Source organism: Chryseobacterium sp. RLHN22, from assembly GCF_051011795.1.
Classification (GTDB): Bacteria; Bacteroidota; Bacteroidia; order Flavobacteriales; family Weeksellaceae; genus Chryseobacterium; species Chryseobacterium zhengzhouense.
The window spans coordinates 252,714-272,164 of sequence record NZ_JBPCHW010000003.1 but is presented as its reverse complement, the minus strand read 5'-3'; the positions used below and the strand labels follow the sequence as shown (position 1 = coordinate 272,164).

Below are 19,451 nucleotides of genomic sequence, written 5' to 3'. Positions count from 1 at the left end.
GCTTTGTGAAACTAAAGTAAGCGGTATTAATTAAAGAACTTGTGAACTTCGTGTTCAAAAAACAAATGAAAAACAAATACAGAATTTTAAAAATTGCCATCACAGTAATCATTCTTGGTTTCCTGTTGAGTTTCTCTTTAAAGAAATTCAGCGGTCAGAAGATTACGGACAATAAAATTTCTGTAAAAATGAATGAAAAAACTCCGGTTTATTTCATTGATGAAAAAGACATCCGTGAGATTGTGAATAAAGAAAACCCGTCGCGAAAAGTGGGAGATCTAAACATTCCTGAACTGGAAAAGAAAATTAATGCACTTCCGGCTGTAGACAGCGCTAATGTTTACCTGAATCTGAATGGTAAATTAAATTTAGATATCAAACAGAGAGTTCCGGTTTTCAGATTGAATAAGGATGGAAAAGATTTTTATGTGGACGAAAAAGGTACAGAATTTCCGATTTCCAGAACCTATTCTCATCCATGTATGTTGGTGACGGGCGATGTAAAGAAAGACGAATATGAAAAATTGGCTGAACTGGTGGAGAAAATCGATAAAGATGATTTCAGCAAAAAATATTTCATCGGAATTTCAAAATATAAAGACAATTACAGTCTTCTGACAAGTGAGGGAAATTACAGAGTTGAGATTGGAGACTTAGACAATATTGATTTTAAGGTAAAAGGTTTTAAAACTTTTGTTGAAAAATATCTGGTGTATCAGGATCCACAGAAATACAAAATGATTTCGGTAAAATATCAGAATCAGATTGTAACAACACTGAATCCGTATTTTAAAGAAAACGACAGTATTTTAAAAGCGAGTCATAAAGATTTAGCAAAAGCTCCGGTTGCAGCAGTTCCTGTTAAAAAAGCAGAAGTGAGTTCAAAACCGGAAGTAAAAAAGGCAAATTCGGCTTCTTTAAAACCTAAAGAAAACACGAAACCAAAAGCGGTTGTCAAACCCAAGGAAACCCAAAAGCCTTCGGCAAAACCGAAAAGCAAGGCAAAGGTTAAAATAGAATAAAGAAATTGTCCCGAAGGGACGACTTATTAAAGGATAGGATAAAATCCTATCAAAATTAAAAGAAATTAAATAGGAATTAAATCAAATCGATATAAAACAATGGAAAATCAAGAGTATTCAGTAGGTCTGGACATTGGGACAACCAAGATTGTCGCCATTGTAGGACGTAGGAATGCACACGGGAAAATAGAAATTCTCGGTGTTGGGAAAGCCAAAAGTCTTGGGGTTCATAAAGGTATTGTGAATAATATTTCCCAGACGATTAACTCAATTAAAGCGGCGGTATCTGAAGCGCAGTCGAGCGCAGGAGTGCCGATCCGTAAAGTGACGGTAGGAATTGCGGGAAAACATATTCGTTCTTTGCAGCATTCAGATTACATTATGCGTGAACATCCGGACAAATTTATTACCGATGACGACATTGAGGCACTGAAAGATCAGGTAAAAAAGTTGGTGATGCTTCCTGGAGAAGAAATTATCCACGTACTTCCGCAGGAATATAAGGTTGATTCTGAAGGAGAAATTCAGGAGCCTGTCGGAATGCACGGAAAACGTCTGGAAGCTAATTTCCACGTTGTCGTTGGACAAATGGGAAGCATCAGAAACATCGCAAGATGTGTAAGAGAAGCGGGTTTGGAGATGGAAGCACTTACTTTAGAGCCTTTGGCATCTTCGGAAGCTGTTCTTACCAAAGAGGAGAAAGAAGCAGGAGTAGCAATCGTAGATATCGGTGGTGGAACTACAGATATTGCTATTTTTAAAGATAATATCATCCGTCATACTTGCGTCATCCCTTACGGAGGCGGAATTATTACGGAAGACATCAAAGAAGGCTGTTCAATTATTGAAAAGCATGCCGAGCAATTAAAGGTTAAGTTCGGTTCTGCAGTTCCTGAATTGGAAAAAGACAGCACATTTGTGACCATTCCCGGACTTCACGGAAGACCAGATAAAGAGATTTCTCTGAAAACTTTAGCGCAGATTATCAATGCGAGAGTAGAGGAGATTCTTGAAATGGTAAATACAGAATTAAAAGCGTATGGAGCTTTTGAACAAAAGAAAAAATTGATTGCAGGAATTGTTCTGACGGGTGGTGGTTCAAATCTGAAACATCTTCGTCAGTTGGCAAATTATACAACAGGTTTCGATAGCAGAATTGGTTTTGCGAATGAATATATTGCGAACGATAAAAATCAGTATCTTAAAGGACCGGAATTTGCTACTTCTATCGGTTTATTGATGGAAAGTTTAAAAATTAGAGACAAAAAAACGACTGCGGTAGAAGAAGAAATTGAAATCGAGGTTCAGGCTAAATCAGAACAAAAAGAACAACAGGCAGTTACAAACGTAGAAACTCAAACTGTTGTATCTCATCAACCGGTTCAGGAAACAGAATTCGTTCCGGAACCTGAAACAAATAAAAAGGTGAGACTAACTTTTGGGCAGTCTTTGATGGAAAAAGTAAAAAAATTCTTTGAAGAAGTAGAGTAAAAATATAAATGATGAATGGTAAGCGATGAACGATTTTCTCATCAACTATCATAGTCGGTTATCAATTGTATAAAAAAATAGATATGGAAAATATAGGTACACAAGGATTTTCATTTGATTTGCCAAAAGGAAATTCATCGATCATTAAAGTAATCGGTGTTGGAGGCGGTGGAAACAACGCACTGAAACACATGTACGAGAAAGGAATTCACGGGGTAGATTTCGTGATTTGTAATACAGATGCGCAGACTTTAGATAATAATCCGGTTTCAAATAAAGTACAGTTGGGAACAACGATTACTGAAGGTCTTGGTGCAGGAGCAGACCCTGAAGTGGGAGAAAAATCTGCTATCGAAAGTATTGAAGACATCAAAGCTGCAATGGGACAAAATACCAAAATGGTATTTATCACTGCCGGAATGGGTGGTGGAACAGGAACCGGAGCGGCTCCCGTGATTGCTAAAGTAGCAAAAGATATGGGCATTCTTACCGTAGGTATTGTAACCGTTCCTTTCAGTTTTGAAGGTAAAAGAAGATTAGAACAGGCTGAAAGCGGTCTTGAAAAACTAAGAAATAATGTTGATTCTTTAATTGTCATCAACAACGATAAATTAAGACAACAGTTCGGAAACCTTGGCTTCAAGCAGGGATTCTCAAAAGCCGATGAAGTTTTAACCAACGCTGCGAAAGGGATGGCAGAAGTTATTACAGGTTATTTCGATGTAAACATTGACTTTAGAGATGCTAAATCGGTACTTCAGAATTCTGGTACAGCATTGATGTCTACAGGAACGGCATCGGGTGAAAATAAAGCTGAAGAAGCGGTTAAAAAAGCATTAGACTCTCCATTATTGAATGATAACAAAATTACTGGCGCAAGAAACGTATTGTTATTAATCAGAAGTGGTGCAGAAGAAGCTACCATGGACGAAATCGGTATCATCATGGATTATATCCAGAAAGAAGCCGGTCATACAGCAGATATCATTTTCGGAGTCGGTGCGGATGAAGAATTGGGTGATGCAGTAAGCGTACTGGTTATTGCTACAGGATTTTCTAATGAAAACAAAAAATTTGCAGGACCTACTGAGAAAATCAGAATCGGTTTAAATGATGCTTTGGATACTCCGAAAGCTTCTCCTTTTAAAACCAAAGAAGAAAGAGAAATTCCTGAACAGGGCTATGATTTCGGAGGTAAAAACCTTTTCAGATTGGATGATGAAGATCAGGATGCGCCACAGTTTAAGATGACGTCGACTGAAAAAAAAATGACTATCGAGGATGAAGAGGTAAAAACTGAAATAAAGTTCTCTGATAGAGAGCAAGATACGTTAGATAACCCTGCTCAGAGCTGGAGAAATGAAGAAGAAGCTCAGGATGAAGCGTACAATTTGTTCTCTTTTGATGAAGATAATGACGCTAATGATTTAGAGATTCAGTCGTTCTCATTTGACTTTGAAAATAAAAAAGAGGAGCCTAAAAGTGATTCTTTCACTTCAAATTATTCAGATGAAAAACCAGTAGAATTTAGCTTTACCGTAAATGAGCCGATCAATGAGCCAAAATCTGATTTTACGCAGCCGAAAAATGAGGTTGAAACTTTTACACAAACAGTAGAAGCAGCAGCTCCAAAGATTGAGAATTTTTATCAGGCTAAAGAAGAAACAAAAGCAGAAGAACAACCGGTTTATCAAAACAAAACTGAAGTTGAAACTCCAAAACAGGCGGAAAGTGAATTCACATTCGTTACAAAACCGGCAGATCAGGAAAGAGTAATGGAAAGAAGAAATAAGTTAAAAGAATTCAATTCCCGTTATCAGAATTTTGATAATGTGAATGAGTTTGAATCTGTTCCTGCCTTCAAAAGAAAAAATATTTCAATTGACGGAAGCAACGCATCAGACCAGAATATCAACAGCTATTTGTCTGATAACAACGGGAATATGCAGATTAGAGAAAACAGATTTTTAAATAAAGATGTAGATTAAACAATTTGAAAATGGAATAATTTGAGAATTTGAAAATTAGCGAGTTTATCAATAGAGAACATAGTTATGCTAAAAATTATAGCAGTGTTGGTAATTAACTTGTAATCAAATGCAAGAGACTGATCAATCATTTTCAAATTAATCCATTTCCAAATTTTCAAATTAATTACTATGAGCTTAGAAAATACAATAAACGAAGCTATAAAAACAGCGATGAGAGCTAAAGACAAAGTCGCTTTAGATTCTCTTCGTGCTGTAAAAGCACAGATACAGTTGCTGAAAACAGAATCATTGGGAGCTGAAGTTTCTCCTGAGCAGGAAATTGCTATTCTTCAGAGAATGGTAAAACAACGTAAAGATTCTTTCGATCAGTTTTCTGCGCAGGGAAGAAATGACTTGGCGGAAGTAGAAGAAGCTCAGATGAAAATAATCGAGCAGTTTTTACCAAAACAGCTTTCTGCAGAAGAATTGGAAGCAGAAATGAAACAAATTATCGCTGAAACTGGCGCTGAATCTGTAAAAGATTTAGGAAAGGTAATGGGAGTAGCATCAAAAAATTTAGCCGGAAAATCTGACGGAAAAAGTATTTCCGAAATGGCGAAGAAGCTCCTTTCGTAAACATGATTGATAGATGATATTCGATGTGATATCATTCATCATTCATAAATCATCAATTATTTTTTTGGATATTCAACCTTTGCATATCGATTTGATTAAAGAAGCCCGAAACTGTATGTTTTGGGCTTCATTTGTACATGAAATGTTTATGTAGTTAAAAAATAAAGTCCGAATAAAAATTTCGGACTTCATTTATTTGTAAACCTTTATCAGCATGCCTTTAAAATTCTAAAAACTCGTGAAAAAATAAACAGCGATAAAAGTGAGGGAATTACAATTGCCACTAGATCTTACTCTAATGTTGAAAAATCAATTTAATAAAGTTTTTCATGGTAAACGTTTTTAAAATTGTTTTCAAAATTAGTAAAAAAAAATTAATATAAATGAATTTAATTTAAACTTATTGTAAATGTTTTGTGACATTCTTATATTCTCAATCTGATTCATTTGGTTTACCAAAACGATTGATAGTTTTTATAAATTGTAAATACCAATAGAAATATTGTAAATTTGTAAACACTTAAAAAAAATTAGAATGTATCCAACAGATTTAGTAATGCCTATGAAGGCTGAACTTACAGATAAAGGTTTCGAAGATTTGGCAACTCCTGCTCAGGTAGAGGAAGCTTTAAAGCAATCAGGAACTACACTTTTAGTAATCAATTCGGTATGCGGTTGTGCAGCAGGAGCAGCAAGACCAGGAGTTGTTTATTCCTTGACAGGAGACAAAAAACCGGATCACCTGGCTACGGTTTTTGCCGGTTATGATAAAGAAGCTGTTGAAACGGCAAGACAACATTTGGCTCCATTTCCGCCAAGCTCACCTTGTGTAGCTCTTTTCAAAGACGGAGAATTGGTTCACATGCTTGAAAGACACCATATCGAAGGAAATCCTGCAGGAGCAATTGCTGCAAACCTACAGGCTGCTTACGACGAGTATTGCTAATTTAAGTATTAAAAAATTGATAAAGAAACCATCGCAAATTTGTGATGGTTTTTTGTTTTAAATCATTCGCTGAAAATTCAAATATTATTATATTTGTCTTAATGGCAACTAAGGCACTTTTCAATACCGTGGTCAATTGGTTTATCAAACAGAGGATAGACCAGATTCAGAATTTTATGTCTCATCCTGTAGAAACGCAAAACGGAATCCTGTTTTCGCAGTTATTTCATGCTGAAGATACGGAATATGGTAAAAAGTTCGGGTTCAATTCGATTTCGAGCTATCAAGATTTTAAAAATAAAGTTCCGGTTGTGACGTATGAAGACTTTGAACCTTATGTTGAAAGAGCAAGACAGGGGCATAAAGACGTAAGTTGGCCTGGTTATATTAAGCATTTTGCCAAATCTTCGGGAACTACAAATGCAAAAAGCAAATTTATTCCCATTTCCGCTGAAAGTCTGGAATATTGTCACATGAAGGCGGGAAAAGATATGGTTTCTATTTATGCCAATAATCATCCCGAAAATCAGCTTTTTACCAATAAAAACCTACGTCTCGGAGGAAGCTCTGAGCTTTATGCAGATTTTAATACCAAATTTGGAGATCTCTCAGCTATTTTAATTGATAATCTTCCTTTTTGGGTTGAAATTACCACTACCCCAAGTAAAAAGGTTTCTTTAATGGGAGAATGGGAAAGCAAGCTTAAAGCGATTGTTTCTGAGGTTAAAAATGAAGATGTAGGAAGTATTTTAGGTGTGCCGAGCTGGATGATGGTGCTTTTGCAGAGGGTTTTAAAAGAAACGGACGTAAAAAGCGTTTCTGAACTCTGGCCGAATCTTGAGGTGTTTTTCCATGGCGGAATCAGTTTTAAGCCTTATCGTGAACAATACAAATCAATTATTGGTAAAAATATCAATTATTACGAAATTTATAATGCTTCGGAAGGGTTTTTCGGAATTCAGGACCGTTCAAACAGTGATGAGATGCTTCTGATGCTCGATTACGGAATTTTCTATGAATTCATTCCGATGGATCAGTTTCATCATTCGAATCCTAAGGTTGTAAGTTTGGAAAATGTAGAATTAGGAAAGAACTACGCAATGGTGATCACTACCAATGGCGGGCTTTGGCGATATTTAATTGGTGATACGGTGGTTTTTACTTCAATTGACCCTTTCAGAATTAAAATTACAGGTCGTACAAAACATTATATCAATGCTTTTGGGGAAGAACTCATGATTACGAATGTAGAGTCGGCTCTGGCAAAAGCTTGTGAAGAAACAAAATCTTCTGTAAAAGATTTCACGGGAGCTCCGATTTTCATGAAAGAAAATGAAAGTGGTGCACATGAGTGGATTTTTGAATTCAGTGAACATCCGGAAAATTTAGAACAGTTTACCGATATTTTTGACCGTCATCTGAAAACCATCAATTCCGACTATGAAGCCAAAAGGTATAATAATATAACCCTGAAAAAACCTGTTGTACATATTGCGAAACCCAATCTTTTCTATTGCTGGCTTGAATCTAAAGGCAAACTAGGGGGGCAAAACAAAGTTCCGAGATTAAGTAACGACAGAGAATACATTGATCCTTTACTGGAACTGAATAAAGCATAAAAAACCGCAATCAAATTGCGGTTTTGTTTTTATTATTTCTTTAAATCTTCTTTCAGCTTTTTTGCAGCATTTTCTACTTTCTGAGCTCCTGTTGCAGCGGTATTTTTAACATCCTTGCTTACATCCTGAGCGCCTTTTTTAATGTCCTGCCCGACTTTATGAGCTTCTTCTTTGATGTCTTTTCCGGTTTTATTGATGTCTTCTTTCGCTTTTTGAGCCGTATTTTCTATTTTATCACCTGCATTTTCAGCGGTATTTTTAATGTCACTTTTAGTCTGATTTACTTTTGCTGAATCAAGCCCCAAACCTGTAGTTGTTTCCGTAGTGGTGGTTGTCGTTACAGAACCATCAGGATTTTCTACCTGTTCTGTTTTTGTAGTTGATTTTGTGCAAGCCACGAAAAGTGTGGATACTGCAATCGCAGCTAAGATTTGTTTTTTCATTTTGTATATTTTTTAAGTTGAAATAAATTATTCTTGTTTGGTATCGGCTGGCTGATTTTGTGTTGCCTTTTCTTTTTTCTCTGTTTCAGCCTTCTTTTTGTTTTCTTTTTCTACTTCTTCTTTAATGCGTTTTTCTTCTTCCTGCAATTTTAGGACCTCTTTTATAGAATCCTGATATTTTTGTGAAGACATCCGGATTTGTCTTGCAATATCTACTGAGGTGGCACCGGGAGAAAAAGAATCTATTGCTGTGGTATCGTAATGTAATTTCAATTCCTGAGCATTATTGTCAGCGACCGGTTCTCTTTTTGAACACGAAATAACAGCAGCAGATAAAACGATAGCGGAGAAAAACAGATTTTTCATTCGACTAATTTAAAAGAAATTCAGCAATTACAGGATAATGATCTGATAATTTTACAGAATAGTCTACTTTATAGCTTTTGGGTATAATATTTTTTGAAGTGAAAATATAATCTATTCTTAACGGAAATTTAAAATCATGAAAACTTGTAGAGCTTCCGTTTCCGGCTTTTACAAAGGCGTCGTCTAAATTTTTACCTAAATTATAATATTCCCAGGAGTTCGGAACCGAATTAAAATCACCAGCAAGAATTACAGGATAAGGTGAATTGTCTACCACCTTTCTTATCTTTCTTACCTGTTCTTCATGTGTTCTGAATGTGGGAATTAGTTTGGAAAAAATTGTTTTAATTTTATTGTTTTCATTTTTTTGCAAATTTTCGTCTTCCATTCCGAGCAAATTTTTATTCAGTCTGAAAGGTTCAAGATAGACATTGATTACTCTTACAATTTTACCATTAATATCGATATCTGCATAGAATGAGTTTCCTTTAGATCTGTCATTGATCAAATCACATTGTCTTACAATTTTATGCTTGGTTTTTAATATGACAGAAGGGTATTTTACAAGATCAGACCGTAATGCCTGATTGGTATCTTTTTCCTGAACAAGAATAATATCGGCATTTTGTTTTTTAATATAATTTTTTACATTATCCCAGCCTGAGCTTCCGTATTTTACGTTATACGTCAAAACCTTAATATCTGTTTTGGATTGGTTGATATCTACATCCTGAGGTGAAAAATTGATCCATCTTCTTATAGGATTGTAAAAAATAAAAGTGGAGATCAAAAAAACAAATGCTATTTTTTTCTTTTTAAGAACCCAGATGAGTGTAAATAAAAGATGTATTAAAATTAAATACGGAAAACCAAGAGAAAGAAGATTGAGTTTGCTGAAGTAAGTTGGTGCAATCCAGGCATTGGCAAAAGTGCAGATCAAAAGAAATAGAATGCCTACATGTAGAATAAGAAAAATGTGCAACCGCTTCATAAGAACTCAAATATGCATTTTGCAACAAAAATTCTGCCAATTGTGGTTTTAAATGCGCATAAATGGGTTTTAATCAATTTTGAAAGTGGCAGTCACTGGGAAATGATCTGAGAGATGTACGGAATGATCAACTTTATAACTTACCGGCTTTATAGATTCTGAAGCAAAAATATAGTCGATTCTTAAAGGATATTTATAATCGTGGAAGGTTGTTCCACTGCCTTTGCCTACTTCATAGAAAGCGTCTTTTAAACCTTTTGATGTCTCATAATATTCGTAAGAATTCGGAACTGCATTGAAATCTCCGGCAACAATTACGGGATAAGGTGAATTTTCAATATGCTCCCGGATAATCTGTACTTGTTCCTGATGTGCTTTGAAAGTAGGAATTAATCTTTTAACCAAATCTTTTACCTTTTTCTCATCCTCATCGCCGTTACCATTAAGCTTTACCATGCTTTTTACAAATCCGAAAGACTCTAAATGTACATTGAAAACACGGTAAACTTTTCCTCTGATTTCGATATCTATCTCTTCGCATTGTGCGGTATTATTTGCTTCCGGAAGATTTTCAAAAAGATTTTTGCGTCTTACAACTTTATATTTCGAATAAAAATAGATGACAGGAACTGAATATACTCCTTTAAGATTTTTTAGGTTAAACTCCGATCCGTATTCCTGAACAAAAACAATATCTGCATTTTTACTGTTAATATACTTTTTAATTTCATCAAGACCTAATTTACCGCCTTTGATATTAAAAGTAACAAATTTTAGATTTGCTGTTTCTTTGCTATCAGAAGAATAGTTAATCCATCTTTTAACAGGATTTAGAAAAAAAAGACCTACAAACATAAAAACAAATGCTCTTTTTTTCCAGCTGAAAATCCAGAAAAAAGTGAGTGCGATATATGCGATTACCAAAACAGGAAATCCTAAAGACAATAAATTAAACCAAGGAAAAATTTTCGGGGGAATATAAGCGTTTAGCAAAATTCCTGCTAACATAAACAGCAGCGCTAAATGCAAAATGAAAAGTATAATCCGGAAAACCTTCACAGTAAATTAATTAAATCTATATAAATGTTTTTTCCAGATTTTAGCTAGAATAAACCCTACAATTGCTCCGCCAACATGTGCTAAATGAGCGATTCCGCCGACATTTCCCGTTACCCCTAATCCTATTGAAACAATAATTACTATTGGAAGTACATATTTTACCTTTACAGGAACGGGAATGAACATAATTCCGATTTTAGCTTCGGGATATAAAGTTGCAAATGCAGCGATAACACCAAAAATTGCTCCAGATGCGCCAACCATTGGCACGGCAATGATACTTTTTAAATTTTCAACCAAAGTTTTTTGTTCAAGAATAGCCTCCGAATTGCCTTTAAATTGAACGGAATCTCCTGCTAAATAACCATTAATATCAAAACCAAAAGCATCCAGACTTGATTTTATCTGCTCAACCTCAATAAAATTCCATAGATTGAACAAGAAAAAAGCACCAAACCCACTTAAAAAATAGAGAATTAAATATTTTTTATCACCCAAACTTTGTTCTAATATCGGACCGAAACTAAATAAAGTCAGCATATTGAATAAAATGTGCATAATACTTCCATGCATAAACATATGCGTAATAATTTGCCACGAATGAAAAAATGGTGAAAACGGGTAGAATCCCGCTAAATAAGCATTAACCTGATTGTTATTGAGGATATTTACGATAATAAATACAACAACATTAATTAGTAAAATGTTTCTCGTAAGCGGCGGTATATTGTTAAACATCTACTTAAAATTTATTTTTAAAATCATTAAACGGAACTTCATAAAAACATCTTTTTCCGTTGGGCAAAAATTCCGGGAAGCCTAATGCGGTGAAGTCTTTAATAAGTTGTTCTGCATCTGCTTTATAAATAAAATCGAAACGGGATTTCGACTGCATTTTGTTCCATTGGTTTTGGTAAAACTGCAAAAATTCTTCCTCAGTTTTATATTCTAAAATCTCAAAAAGATTCTCCAGAAATTTCATGACCTGAGATTCTTTCAAACCCTCGGGAACAGCATCGATTCTCAATACATTTTCGTGAGCAACGGTCATTTCAAATCCCAATTCGGGAAGATATTTCTTGATTGATTTGTATTTTGTTTTTTCAATCTCATTCATGTGGTACTCGAGAGAGAACAAAAGAGACTGACTGTTCGTATTGGTTTTCTTTGCCGATTTATTATTTTCACTTACCAGAAGACGGTGCATTCTGCCTAAGTCGAGCATCAAAGTGTTGTCTCCCTTATTGAAGAGCCAATATCCATTGGGGAGTCGCATTAAATCTTCATCAAAATCTTCATCTTCAAAAAGATTGATTTTAGATGGTTCCGCAGAAATATTCTGATGATACATTTCGGCTAAATTCTGAATCTCAGCTTTCGAAGTTTGTCTTTCTTCCAGAAAAGGATTGTAATCGCGATCTACAATAATTTCGGGCATTTTTATACTGGCCGTATTGCTTTTGCTCGGGAAGCTTTTCTGCATGATTTCATCCAATTGCGGATCTCTTTCAAAATCCAGACTTGGTGCAACATTGTAAATTCCCAAAGAGCGTTTGATTGTAGAACGAAGCAAAGCAAAAATAAGATGTTCATCTTCAAATTTTACTTCCGTTTTTTGTGGATGAATATTTACGTCAATTTTCTCAGGATCCAATTCAAGAAAAAGAAAAAATGTAGGAATATACCCCGGTAAAAGCAACCCTTCAAAGGCTTCCTGAACGGCTTTATTAAAATACGGACTTTTAAAAAACCTTCCGTTTACAAAAAGGAATTGCTCGCCACGCGTTTTTTTCGCTCCTTCAGGTTTTGCAACAAAGCCATGAAGCTGACACCAGAGGATATCTTCTTTAATAGGGATCAACTGGGGTTGTAGTTTTCTGCCGAAAATATCTACAATTCTCTGCATCTGAGTCCCTTTTCTCAGTTTGAAAACCGGATCGTCATCATGGAAAAGAGAAAACTCCAGATTTTCATGAGCCAGTGCAACACGCTGGAATTCATCAATCACATGACGAAATTCAATATTATTGTTTTTCAGAAATTTTCTTCTTGCCGGAACGTTGTAAAAAAGATTTTTGACTAAAAAATTAGAGCCTTCAGAAGTCTGTACCGGTTCCTGAAACTGAAAAACTCCGCCTTCAATATAAATATTGGTTCCTAAAGCATTGTCTTTAAGCTTTGTTTTTAGTTCTACCTGGGAAACTGCGGCAATAGAAGCCAAAGCTTCGCCGCGGAAACCTTTTGTCGCAATTTTAAATATGTCTTCAGTTCCTCTTATTTTTGAGGTGGCATGTCTTTCAAAAGCCATTCTTGCATCGGTTTCGGACATACCCTTCCCGTCATCAACCACCTGAATAAGGTTTTTTCCTGCGTCTCTTATAATCAGCTCTATTTTTGAAGCTCCCGCATCGATAGAGTTCTCCAAAAGTTCTTTTACAATGGATGCAGGCCGCTGCACCACTTCACCTGCTGCGATTTGGTTGGCTACATGATCGGGTAAAAGCTGAATAATATCTGACATAAATGAATAATGAACTTACAAAAATAGGTAAAGCAAATAAGATTTAAAACAGTAAAACAATGATTTAAGATTAAGTTATCCCTAACTTTTGCACAATCCTGTTAATAAAAAGCCCCTAATTGTATAACAATCAGGGACCCCAAACTAAGTATATACAAATTTGTGCTGTCCAAATTTCATAAAATGATTATTACATCATTTTTTCTTCTAAAACCAGTTTAGATTTTTCAGATTTTTTCTGTTTTCCCAAAGCTTCAGAATTGCCGTGAACTTTATCATAGATCACAGAAAGCAGGTTGGGTTTCTGGTAAATCTTGGTATATCTGTAATTGGTATAAAAGTGTCTCAGATGAATCTTGTAGAAATCATATCCGATAACGACTACCAAACATACACTGATGACGTAAAATACACTGAATTCCAAATAATAATAGGTTAATCCTGAAAATACAGCCCCTAAAACATAAGCAAACATGATGCTAATCAGCAGTTTGCCTCTTGCTATTAATTCTGGGTTTTTTCTGTATTTCTTATGTGTAAACATCGATGCCAAAATTCCTAAGTCGGTTGTTGTTCCCGTAAGGTGGGTTGTTTTAACCAAAAAGTTGGAAATACTTGCCGTCAAACCATTTTGTAGACCTGTTGCAAAAAGCATTAACCCTACAAGAACCTCAGCTTCTTCAAGAGTTTTCTGATAATAATGATGTCCGTAAAAGCCAACGCTTAACAAACACAAAATTTCTAAAACCAAAGGCATGGCGTGCGCAAAATATTTACTTTTCCGGTTAAAATTAATCACGAAAAAGTTGGCGGTAAAACTTCCGAAAAAGAAAAGGAAGATCCATGCTCCGACTACGGCAACCTGTCCCCAGTTTCCTTTACTGATTTCTGCAGCGAAAACAGCGTAATGTCCTGTTACGTTTGAGGTAAAGGAGAGAAATATTAATAGAGATGCTATATTTATAGTTCCTGCCGTAAAGGCAGTCAGCGTCCCCAGTCTTATGTTGTCTCCCAACGTTCTGCTGTTACTATAATTTCTTAACATTTTTTAAATTTTTAAACAGTTTATCTTTAATTGTCATTAAATTTCCACGAAAACTTCCGCCAATCTGCCTTTTTCCGGCATAAATTCGGGAGTCCCCAAAACCACTTCGTAGGAAGCGAGGTCTTTGCATTTCCTGATGTACGGAGCAAGGTCAAATTTTCCTTTCGTATTTTTATTTTTCAGAGAAGAAGAGTAGTAAGCTTCTGTAATTTCTTCAGCTTTTACATAATTATTAAAAGCTCTCTGAAGACTTCCGGTGAAAATATCGCAAACAATTTTATCAACTAAATGCGGATATTTATTAACGATAATTCCGTAAGCATCACAGAATTCTTTAGTTCTGATTTTACTAAATACATTGGATTTCGTAGTGAAAAGAAGATCTCTGATAGAATCTCCCATATCATAGCCCGATACAAGTAAGATTTTGTACTGAGTGTCATTTTCTTCTGCGTTTTTCTCTTTTAAAACTCTTTTTAAGATGTTCAGAGACTCAAGAGAATAATCTGTTGCTATTAAAATGGTTTTGATCATATCTTTAGATTTAGTTATGTAGCATATTTTGATGATACAAAACTATATCGGTAAGATTAGAAGATCTTTTGAACGGAATTAAAATGTAATTAAAGAGATTAAAATGAGATTAGAATTTCATTTTAAAAATGCTTCTTTTTGAAACTAAGGTTGGTTTTCTTCCCGTTGAGTACCGTAAATAGTAGGAAAACGCATCTGAACGGTTGTCCCCTGATTTTCGTGTGAACTCACCAACAATTCACCATTGTGCATTCTTACAATATTTCTCGCAAGTGGAAGACCTATTCCGTAGCCTTCATAATTTCTGGTGTTGGAAGCACGGAAAAAAGGGTCGTAGATTTTATTCATTTCAGATTCAGGAATGCCGATTCCGTTGTCTTTTATAATGATGTAAAGGTCGGTATCTGTGGCACCGATGGAAACTTTTACCTGTTGGTGATTAGAATATTTACAGCCATTGTTGATAATATTGGCAACCGCTAAATGAAGAAGCTGCTCATTACCCTGAACTTTGAGTTTTTTAGGGTTATCCGGAAGCATGCTGATGTCGAGATAAATATTGTTTCTCGAATCAATTCTTCTTAAAGTTTCAATCACATCCCATAAAAGCTGGTCGATTCTTACTTTATCGATTTTCTGAATTCTGCCGTCAAATCCTGTTTGCGCAATTAATAAAAGCGCTTTTATTTTTTTATCAAGCTTTTCGGCTTCATCAAGAATAATTTCAAGCGTTTCTTTATATTCCTCCGCGGTCCGGTTGATGGAGAGGGCAACATCTGCTTCTCCCATAATTGAAGTAAGCGGAGTTCTGAGCTCGTGAGAGACATTTCCGATAAGGTGATTCTGGGTTTCGAATGAGGTTTCGATTCTTGTCAACATAGTGTTGAACGTTTCGATCAATTCATTCAGTTCTTTATTATCCGGTTGAGGTTCAAGTCTTAAATGAAGGTTTTCAGAGCTGATCTCTTTTACTTTGCCAGTGATTTTAAGAATCGGTTTGAACAAAGTTTTAGACAGATAAAAAGAAAAAATCATACTGAAAAAGATCGAAAGAATCATGCAGGTGATCAATGTTCTCTTCAAAAATCCAAGATAATGAACCACATAATGGTTTTTTGCCGAAGCAATGGCAATATAATCTTTGTTTTGATATTTAAAAGATTGCCCGATATAATAAAATTCCGAATCGTTGAAATTGGCTTCGCCGGTTTTGATGATATTTTTAAAAAAAGTATCAGGAATATGAACTTCGTGCGAAATCTTTTTAAAATTAGAATCTTCGGGAACGGCAAAAACGTAGTCTCTTTCCATCGGAAGTTCTTCGTCGTTTCTGCTGTTGAGAATATAATTTTCAGGAAGATCGAGATGCTCTTTCCCTTTTTCGATCTGCACAATCGTTGTTGTACGTATTTTTAGCAATTCATAAAACCTCTGATGCGAAAAATTAACAATAGAAAAATATACCGACGCTCCAAAAATCAGGATAACGGTTGTGAAAACAACCATCAGAAGCACCATTGTTTTGGTTTGATTGGTAATTACTCTATTGAACATTTTCTAAGGTCTTTTTAAAACGTATCCCATTCCTATTACAGTGTGAATGAGTTTGTTGTCTTCTTGGTTGTCTAATTTTTTTCTTAAATAATTCACGTAAACATCTACAACGTTTGTTCCCAGGTCGTAGTTCACTCCCCAAACTGCATCCAGAATTTCAGCTCTGGAAATCACTTTTTCAGGATTATTCAGAAAATACATCAGAAGTTTATATTCGGTTGAGGTTAAAGAAACTTCTTCTCCCGCACGGCTCACCTTTTTGGTGTAATCGTTAACCATAAGATCTGAAAATTGGAAAACATGCTCGCTGTCTGAATTGTTTTCTGGTACTTCGGGTGTTGCAATCGGGCTGCTTCTTCTTAAAAGAGATTTTATTCTTGCTACCAGTTCAATGAATTTGAACGGTTTTACAAGATAGTCATCACCCCCGTTTTCCAATCCTAAAACAATATTTTCTGAGGTTCCTAAAGCTGTTAAAAATAAAACAGGAACATTTTTATTGGTTTTCCGGATTTCTTTGCAGACATCAAGTCCGTTCATTCCGGGCAGCATAATATCCAGGATGACGAGATCAAAATCATTTTCCTGTACCAGACTGACACCGGTAGGCCCGTCAAAAGCAACAGAGACTTCATATCCTTTTTCCTGTAGTCCTTTTTTAATAAAAGAAACGACGCTGGTTTCATCCTCAATCAGAACAATTTTTTTCATAAAAAATAGTGAGCTTCACAAAAATAGGAAAAAGATTGGAAACCGGAGATTTTGTATTTAAACGCAAAAAAGACGAATACAAGATTCGCCTTTTAAGTTATATATGGAGTGTGTTTTTTATAATGTACATTTGTTTTAGAATCCTGATTTGAGATTATATTTATAATTGAAATTATCTTCTGACATAAAAATGAAAGTAAAGAAGTCAATTAATGCAATAAAAGCAGGGATGAGTGTCCAACAAAATATCAGATAAAATATACCTTTGCCACTTTGACCTAAGTAAAATCTGTGAATGCCTAATCCTCCTAGGAAAAAAGCAAGAAGTACGGTAGTAGATTTTGATTTCATAATTTTTAAACTCGGGATAATATTTCGTTCTTTTTATTTTCAAATTCTTCAGGAGAGATAATTCCGCTTTCCATTAAACTTTTTAGTTTTTGCAGAAGAGCAAAAGGATCTTCATTTTCAATTAGTGATGGCTTTTGTTGTTGAAAATGTTGAGGTTGGGTGATAATTGGAGTTGCATTGTTTACTGTAACACCTCCTGCAGATGCTCTTTTAGTTTCCAGCTCTTTTTCACGTCTTACATTTCTCATTTGTTCTTCAATTTCTTGGGCAAATTGATATAATTTTCGGGCTTGCGTTTTAGGCAAATAATCCATCATATTGCTGAAGTTTTTTGTAGTTCGCATCATAAAAGTAGCTCCCAAAATTCCTTCTTTAATATGACAATCTGCAATATCTACCCAACTGTAATCTTGAAAATCCATAGACAATCCAAAATTTTTAGGTCTACAGAAAATAATTCTTCTGTTTGTAAGTGCAATACAATCCGGAGATAAATTTAAAGCCGGCTTTTTTTGTACTGCAATATATTCTACGGTTTCTTGTGAGGTAAGAAGCCCTTTGATTCTCTCCAATAGTTTTTCAACAGCTTTTGGATCTTGTTCTTCATTTAAAAAACTCTTTAAATTCATGTAATTTGTTTTATTATTTAACGTCTTTATAATAAATATATCCTGTTGTTCCTGTTTTTTTAATCTGAACTTTAACCCAATTATTCTTTTTTTCAATGACAGTTACATTAGAGTTCTGCTTTATCTTTTCGATAATATTAAAATGAAAACCAGGACCTTTTCTAACATTAATTGTTTCTGTTTTTGTATACCTTGATGTGCTATAAGAAGATGGAGGATTATTTGAGTTTGAATATGATTTTTTTGAATTTTTACTTTTTTTATTTGTAGATGTATTGTTGAAATTTCTTCCTGAAGAACTTCCGCTACAAACACCACAAGTTCCCCCAGCTCCACAATGACCACATCTGGAACAATTGGAACAAGCCGTACAATAAGCCGAACCGGTGCATCTTCCACCATGCCCGCTCATTTCATTTTTTGAAAAATAAAATGAAGTGAGAGTAATTAGGATAATTCCAAAGAAGAGCAATAGAATTTTTTTCATTTAGTTGTAATTTTCTAATGTTTTAAAAAGCTCCGCTTTGTAATTATAAATTTCATCCAAATTATTCAGAAGGATTTTTTCTCCAGCATCTTTTCCATTGTGAAATGTTTCCAGATATTTATTGGTAGTATTAAAATGTAATCTGCAAAGAGGTTTCCGATTGTTGTCATCCAGTAAAATCCCGAAATAGGATAAGGTGTCTCTGTAAGCAATTCTTGAAGAAGGAATTTTCTCTCTCAAAATAGCTTTCACAATCTGAAAACCTTCCAGTTCTTCTTCGGTGGTTACGATTTTAGAATCGTTATTATCATTTATGGAAGCAGAATTTGCTATGTTTTCTCCCTGTTTTTCAATCTGTTCATTGATGCTTAAAGCAGACTTTAACCTGAAACTAATAGACTCATTAATTGAAGTTGTCAAAGCTTTCTTGGTATATTCTTTAAAGGCAATCATTCTGTTGGCTGTTAAAGGTTTTTCGAAAAATCGCCCAACTAAAAGACGGACCATCTCATCAGAAGGATTTTCTATTTCTTTTTCAAATTCTTTTCTGATGGCTTTTATATATTTTAAAGCTTCGGCGGAATCTAAGATGCTCTCAAGATTATAACCTTTTTTTGTAAAGCTTTCCAGAATTTTTATAGAGCTGTCTTTAATGTCTTCAATATTGATAGTGAAAAAAGGTTTTTCATCCATAATATTGGGCTTTTCCAGATCTGTATAAAAATTATAAACAATACCATTGGTAAGTACTCCAAATCTTGACTTTGAAACATGGTAATATCGGTGAAGCTGAGAGTTGTGTGCATCTGCGCTTTCCTTCCAGTGCTTGCATTCAATGATAAGAATAGGCTCATCATCTTTTCTGATCACATAATCTATTTTTTCACCTTTTTTTGTGCCGATATCACAAATATGTTCCGGGATCACCTCTGTAGGATTGAAAATGTCGTATCCTAAAATCTGGATAAAAGGCATTACAAAAGCATTTTTTGTGGCTTCTTCAGTTCCGATCTGATCTTTTAAGCCTACGACTTTTTGGTGAAGTTGCTCCAGTTTAATTTTTAAGTCCATAGTTT

The 19,451-nt window shown here is 34.9% G+C and carries 20 protein-coding genes; 6 read left to right on the top strand and 14 right to left on the bottom strand.

Annotated features, from left to right (window positions below; all coding sequences use genetic code 11):
* Window positions 1–65 precede the first annotated feature (65 nt).
* The 6 genes from ACR1PN_RS05050 to ACR1PN_RS05025 all read left to right on the top strand — a co-directional run bounded on the left by ACR1PN_RS05050 (window position 66) and on the right by ACR1PN_RS05025 (window position 7,684).
* A complete protein-coding gene (locus ACR1PN_RS05050; RefSeq protein WP_433979129.1) occupies window positions 66–1,022 on the top strand; it encodes a cell division protein FtsQ/DivIB in 957 nt (318 codons plus the stop codon).
* A 99-nt stretch (window positions 1,023–1,121) separates the two neighbouring features.
* Window positions 1,122–2,513 carry a cell division protein FtsA gene (gene ftsA, locus ACR1PN_RS05045; RefSeq protein ID WP_378179679.1) on the top strand — a complete coding sequence of 464 codons (1,392 nt, stop codon included), beginning with the start codon at window positions 1,122–1,124 and terminating at the stop codon, window positions 2,511–2,513.
* Window positions 2,514–2,596: 83 nt separating this feature from the next.
* Window positions 2,597–4,501, top strand: coding sequence for a cell division protein FtsZ (gene ftsZ, locus ACR1PN_RS05040; RefSeq protein ID WP_433979128.1), 1,905 nt, complete (start codon window positions 2,597–2,599; stop codon window positions 4,499–4,501).
* Between the two features lie 171 nt (window positions 4,502–4,672).
* On the top strand, window positions 4,673–5,119 hold the full coding sequence (locus ACR1PN_RS05035) for a GatB/YqeY domain-containing protein (RefSeq protein ID WP_433979127.1): 447 nt from the start codon (window positions 4,673–4,675) through the stop codon (window positions 5,117–5,119).
* Window positions 5,120–5,654: 535 nt separating this feature from the next.
* The gene (locus ACR1PN_RS05030; RefSeq protein ID WP_378179670.1) at window positions 5,655–6,065 is read left to right on the top strand and encodes a BrxA/BrxB family bacilliredoxin; all 411 of its coding nucleotides are present in this window, start codon (window positions 5,655–5,657) and stop codon (window positions 6,063–6,065) included.
* Between the two features lie 101 nt (window positions 6,066–6,166).
* Entirely contained in the window at window positions 6,167–7,684 is a 1,518-nt protein-coding gene (locus ACR1PN_RS05025; protein ID WP_433979126.1) for a GH3 auxin-responsive promoter family protein, read from the top strand.
* A gap of 32 nt (window positions 7,685–7,716) precedes the next feature.
* Here ACR1PN_RS05025 and ACR1PN_RS05020 read toward each other — a convergent pair whose 3' ends face one another.
* From ACR1PN_RS05020 to ACR1PN_RS04955, 14 genes are all read right to left on the bottom strand, one after another.
* Complete coding sequence (locus tag ACR1PN_RS05020) at window positions 7,717–8,127, bottom strand: hypothetical protein (RefSeq protein WP_433979125.1); 411 nt, start codon at window positions 8,125–8,127, stop codon at window positions 7,717–7,719.
* 27 nt (window positions 8,128–8,154) lie between these two features.
* Window positions 8,155–8,493: a hypothetical protein gene (locus tag ACR1PN_RS05015; RefSeq protein ID WP_433979124.1), complete on the bottom strand. Its 339-nt coding sequence runs from the start codon at window positions 8,491–8,493 to the stop codon at window positions 8,155–8,157.
* A gap of 4 nt (window positions 8,494–8,497) precedes the next feature.
* Window positions 8,498–9,484: an endonuclease/exonuclease/phosphatase family protein gene (locus ACR1PN_RS05010; protein ID WP_433979123.1), complete on the bottom strand. Its 987-nt coding sequence runs from the start codon at window positions 9,482–9,484 to the stop codon at window positions 8,498–8,500.
* Between the two features lie 69 nt (window positions 9,485–9,553).
* Complete coding sequence (locus ACR1PN_RS05005; RefSeq protein WP_433979122.1) at window positions 9,554–10,492, bottom strand: endonuclease/exonuclease/phosphatase family protein; 939 nt, start codon at window positions 10,490–10,492, stop codon at window positions 9,554–9,556.
* Between the two features lie 57 nt (window positions 10,493–10,549).
* On the bottom strand, window positions 10,550–11,281 hold the full coding sequence (locus ACR1PN_RS05000; protein ID WP_433979121.1) for a rhomboid family intramembrane serine protease: 732 nt from the start codon (window positions 11,279–11,281) through the stop codon (window positions 10,550–10,552).
* A gap of 4 nt (window positions 11,282–11,285) precedes the next feature.
* Window positions 11,286–13,064 carry a DNA mismatch repair endonuclease MutL gene (mutL, locus tag ACR1PN_RS04995; protein WP_433979120.1) on the bottom strand — a complete coding sequence of 593 codons (1,779 nt, stop codon included), beginning with the start codon at window positions 13,062–13,064 and terminating at the stop codon, window positions 11,286–11,288.
* A gap of 190 nt (window positions 13,065–13,254) precedes the next feature.
* The gene (locus ACR1PN_RS04990) at window positions 13,255–14,109 is read right to left on the bottom strand and encodes a YoaK family protein (protein ID WP_433979119.1); all 855 of its coding nucleotides are present in this window, start codon (window positions 14,107–14,109) and stop codon (window positions 13,255–13,257) included.
* Between the two features lie 36 nt (window positions 14,110–14,145).
* Window positions 14,146–14,643, bottom strand: coding sequence for a hypothetical protein (locus ACR1PN_RS04985; RefSeq protein WP_433979118.1), 498 nt, complete (start codon window positions 14,641–14,643; stop codon window positions 14,146–14,148).
* Between the two features lie 144 nt (window positions 14,644–14,787).
* Window positions 14,788–16,197, bottom strand: a complete 1,410-nt coding sequence (locus ACR1PN_RS04980; RefSeq protein ID WP_378179639.1) for a sensor histidine kinase — start codon at window positions 16,195–16,197, stop codon at window positions 14,788–14,790.
* Between the two features lie 3 nt (window positions 16,198–16,200).
* The gene (locus tag ACR1PN_RS04975) at window positions 16,201–16,908 is read right to left on the bottom strand and encodes a response regulator transcription factor (protein WP_433979117.1); all 708 of its coding nucleotides are present in this window, start codon (window positions 16,906–16,908) and stop codon (window positions 16,201–16,203) included.
* Between the two features lie 135 nt (window positions 16,909–17,043).
* The gene (locus ACR1PN_RS04970; protein ID WP_378179633.1) at window positions 17,044–17,259 is read right to left on the bottom strand and encodes a TM2 domain-containing protein; all 216 of its coding nucleotides are present in this window, start codon (window positions 17,257–17,259) and stop codon (window positions 17,044–17,046) included.
* Window positions 17,260–17,264: 5 nt separating this feature from the next.
* Window positions 17,265–17,888, bottom strand: a complete 624-nt coding sequence (locus ACR1PN_RS04965) for a PH domain-containing protein (RefSeq protein WP_433979116.1) — start codon at window positions 17,886–17,888, stop codon at window positions 17,265–17,267.
* Window positions 17,889–17,901: 13 nt separating this feature from the next.
* Window positions 17,902–18,375, bottom strand: coding sequence for an SH3 domain-containing protein (locus ACR1PN_RS04960; protein WP_433979115.1), 474 nt, complete (start codon window positions 18,373–18,375; stop codon window positions 17,902–17,904).
* Window positions 18,376–19,446 (bottom strand): type I restriction endonuclease, encoded by a 1,071-nt coding sequence (locus ACR1PN_RS04955; protein WP_378179624.1) that lies wholly within the window; start codon window positions 19,444–19,446, stop codon window positions 18,376–18,378.
* Between the last annotated feature and the right edge of the window lie 5 nt (window positions 19,447–19,451).

What these genes read in the sequence shown, in the direction of transcription:
- ACR1PN_RS05035 (WP_433979127.1), top strand. Translation starts at nt 4,673, where the DNA reads ATGAGCTTAGAAAATACAATAAACGAAGCTATAAAAACAGCGATGAGA.
- ACR1PN_RS04980 (WP_378179639.1), bottom strand. Translation starts at nt 16,197, where the DNA reads ATGTTCAATAGAGTAATTACCAATCAAACCAAAACAATGGTGCTTCTG.
- ACR1PN_RS05050 (WP_433979129.1), top strand. Translation starts at nt 66, where the DNA reads ATGAAAAACAAATACAGAATTTTAAAAATTGCCATCACAGTAATCATT.
- ACR1PN_RS04955 (WP_378179624.1), bottom strand. Translation starts at nt 19,446, where the DNA reads ATGGACTTAAAAATTAAACTGGAGCAACTTCACCAAAAAGTCGTAGGC.
- ACR1PN_RS05010 (WP_433979123.1), bottom strand. Translation starts at nt 9,484, where the DNA reads ATGAAGCGGTTGCACATTTTTCTTATTCTACATGTAGGCATTCTATTT.
- ACR1PN_RS04965 (WP_433979116.1), bottom strand. Translation starts at nt 17,888, where the DNA reads ATGAATTTAAAGAGTTTTTTAAATGAAGAACAAGATCCAAAAGCTGTT.
- ftsZ (WP_433979128.1), top strand. Translation starts at nt 2,597, where the DNA reads ATGGAAAATATAGGTACACAAGGATTTTCATTTGATTTGCCAAAAGGA.
- ACR1PN_RS05005 (WP_433979122.1), bottom strand. Translation starts at nt 10,492, where the DNA reads ATGTTAGCAGGAATTTTGCTAAACGCTTATATTCCCCCGAAAATTTTT.
- ACR1PN_RS05020 (WP_433979125.1), bottom strand. Translation starts at nt 8,127, where the DNA reads ATGAAAAAACAAATCTTAGCTGCGATTGCAGTATCCACACTTTTCGTG.
- ACR1PN_RS05025 (WP_433979126.1), top strand. Translation starts at nt 6,167, where the DNA reads ATGGCAACTAAGGCACTTTTCAATACCGTGGTCAATTGGTTTATCAAA.
- ftsA (WP_378179679.1), top strand. Translation starts at nt 1,122, where the DNA reads ATGGAAAATCAAGAGTATTCAGTAGGTCTGGACATTGGGACAACCAAG.
- ACR1PN_RS04960 (WP_433979115.1), bottom strand. Translation starts at nt 18,375, where the DNA reads ATGAAAAAAATTCTATTGCTCTTCTTTGGAATTATCCTAATTACTCTC.
- ACR1PN_RS04975 (WP_433979117.1), bottom strand. Translation starts at nt 16,908, where the DNA reads ATGAAAAAAATTGTTCTGATTGAGGATGAAACCAGCGTCGTTTCTTTT.
- mutL (WP_433979120.1), bottom strand. Translation starts at nt 13,064, where the DNA reads ATGTCAGATATTATTCAGCTTTTACCCGATCATGTAGCCAACCAAATC.
- ACR1PN_RS05030 (WP_378179670.1), top strand. Translation starts at nt 5,655, where the DNA reads ATGTATCCAACAGATTTAGTAATGCCTATGAAGGCTGAACTTACAGAT.
- ACR1PN_RS04990 (WP_433979119.1), bottom strand. Translation starts at nt 14,109, where the DNA reads ATGTTAAGAAATTATAGTAACAGCAGAACGTTGGGAGACAACATAAGA.
- ACR1PN_RS05015 (WP_433979124.1), bottom strand. Translation starts at nt 8,493, where the DNA reads ATGAAAAATCTGTTTTTCTCCGCTATCGTTTTATCTGCTGCTGTTATT.
- ACR1PN_RS04970 (WP_378179633.1), bottom strand. Translation starts at nt 17,259, where the DNA reads ATGAAATCAAAATCTACTACCGTACTTCTTGCTTTTTTCCTAGGAGGA.
- ACR1PN_RS04985 (WP_433979118.1), bottom strand. Translation starts at nt 14,643, where the DNA reads ATGATCAAAACCATTTTAATAGCAACAGATTATTCTCTTGAGTCTCTG.
- ACR1PN_RS05000 (WP_433979121.1), bottom strand. Translation starts at nt 11,281, where the DNA reads ATGTTTAACAATATACCGCCGCTTACGAGAAACATTTTACTAATTAAT.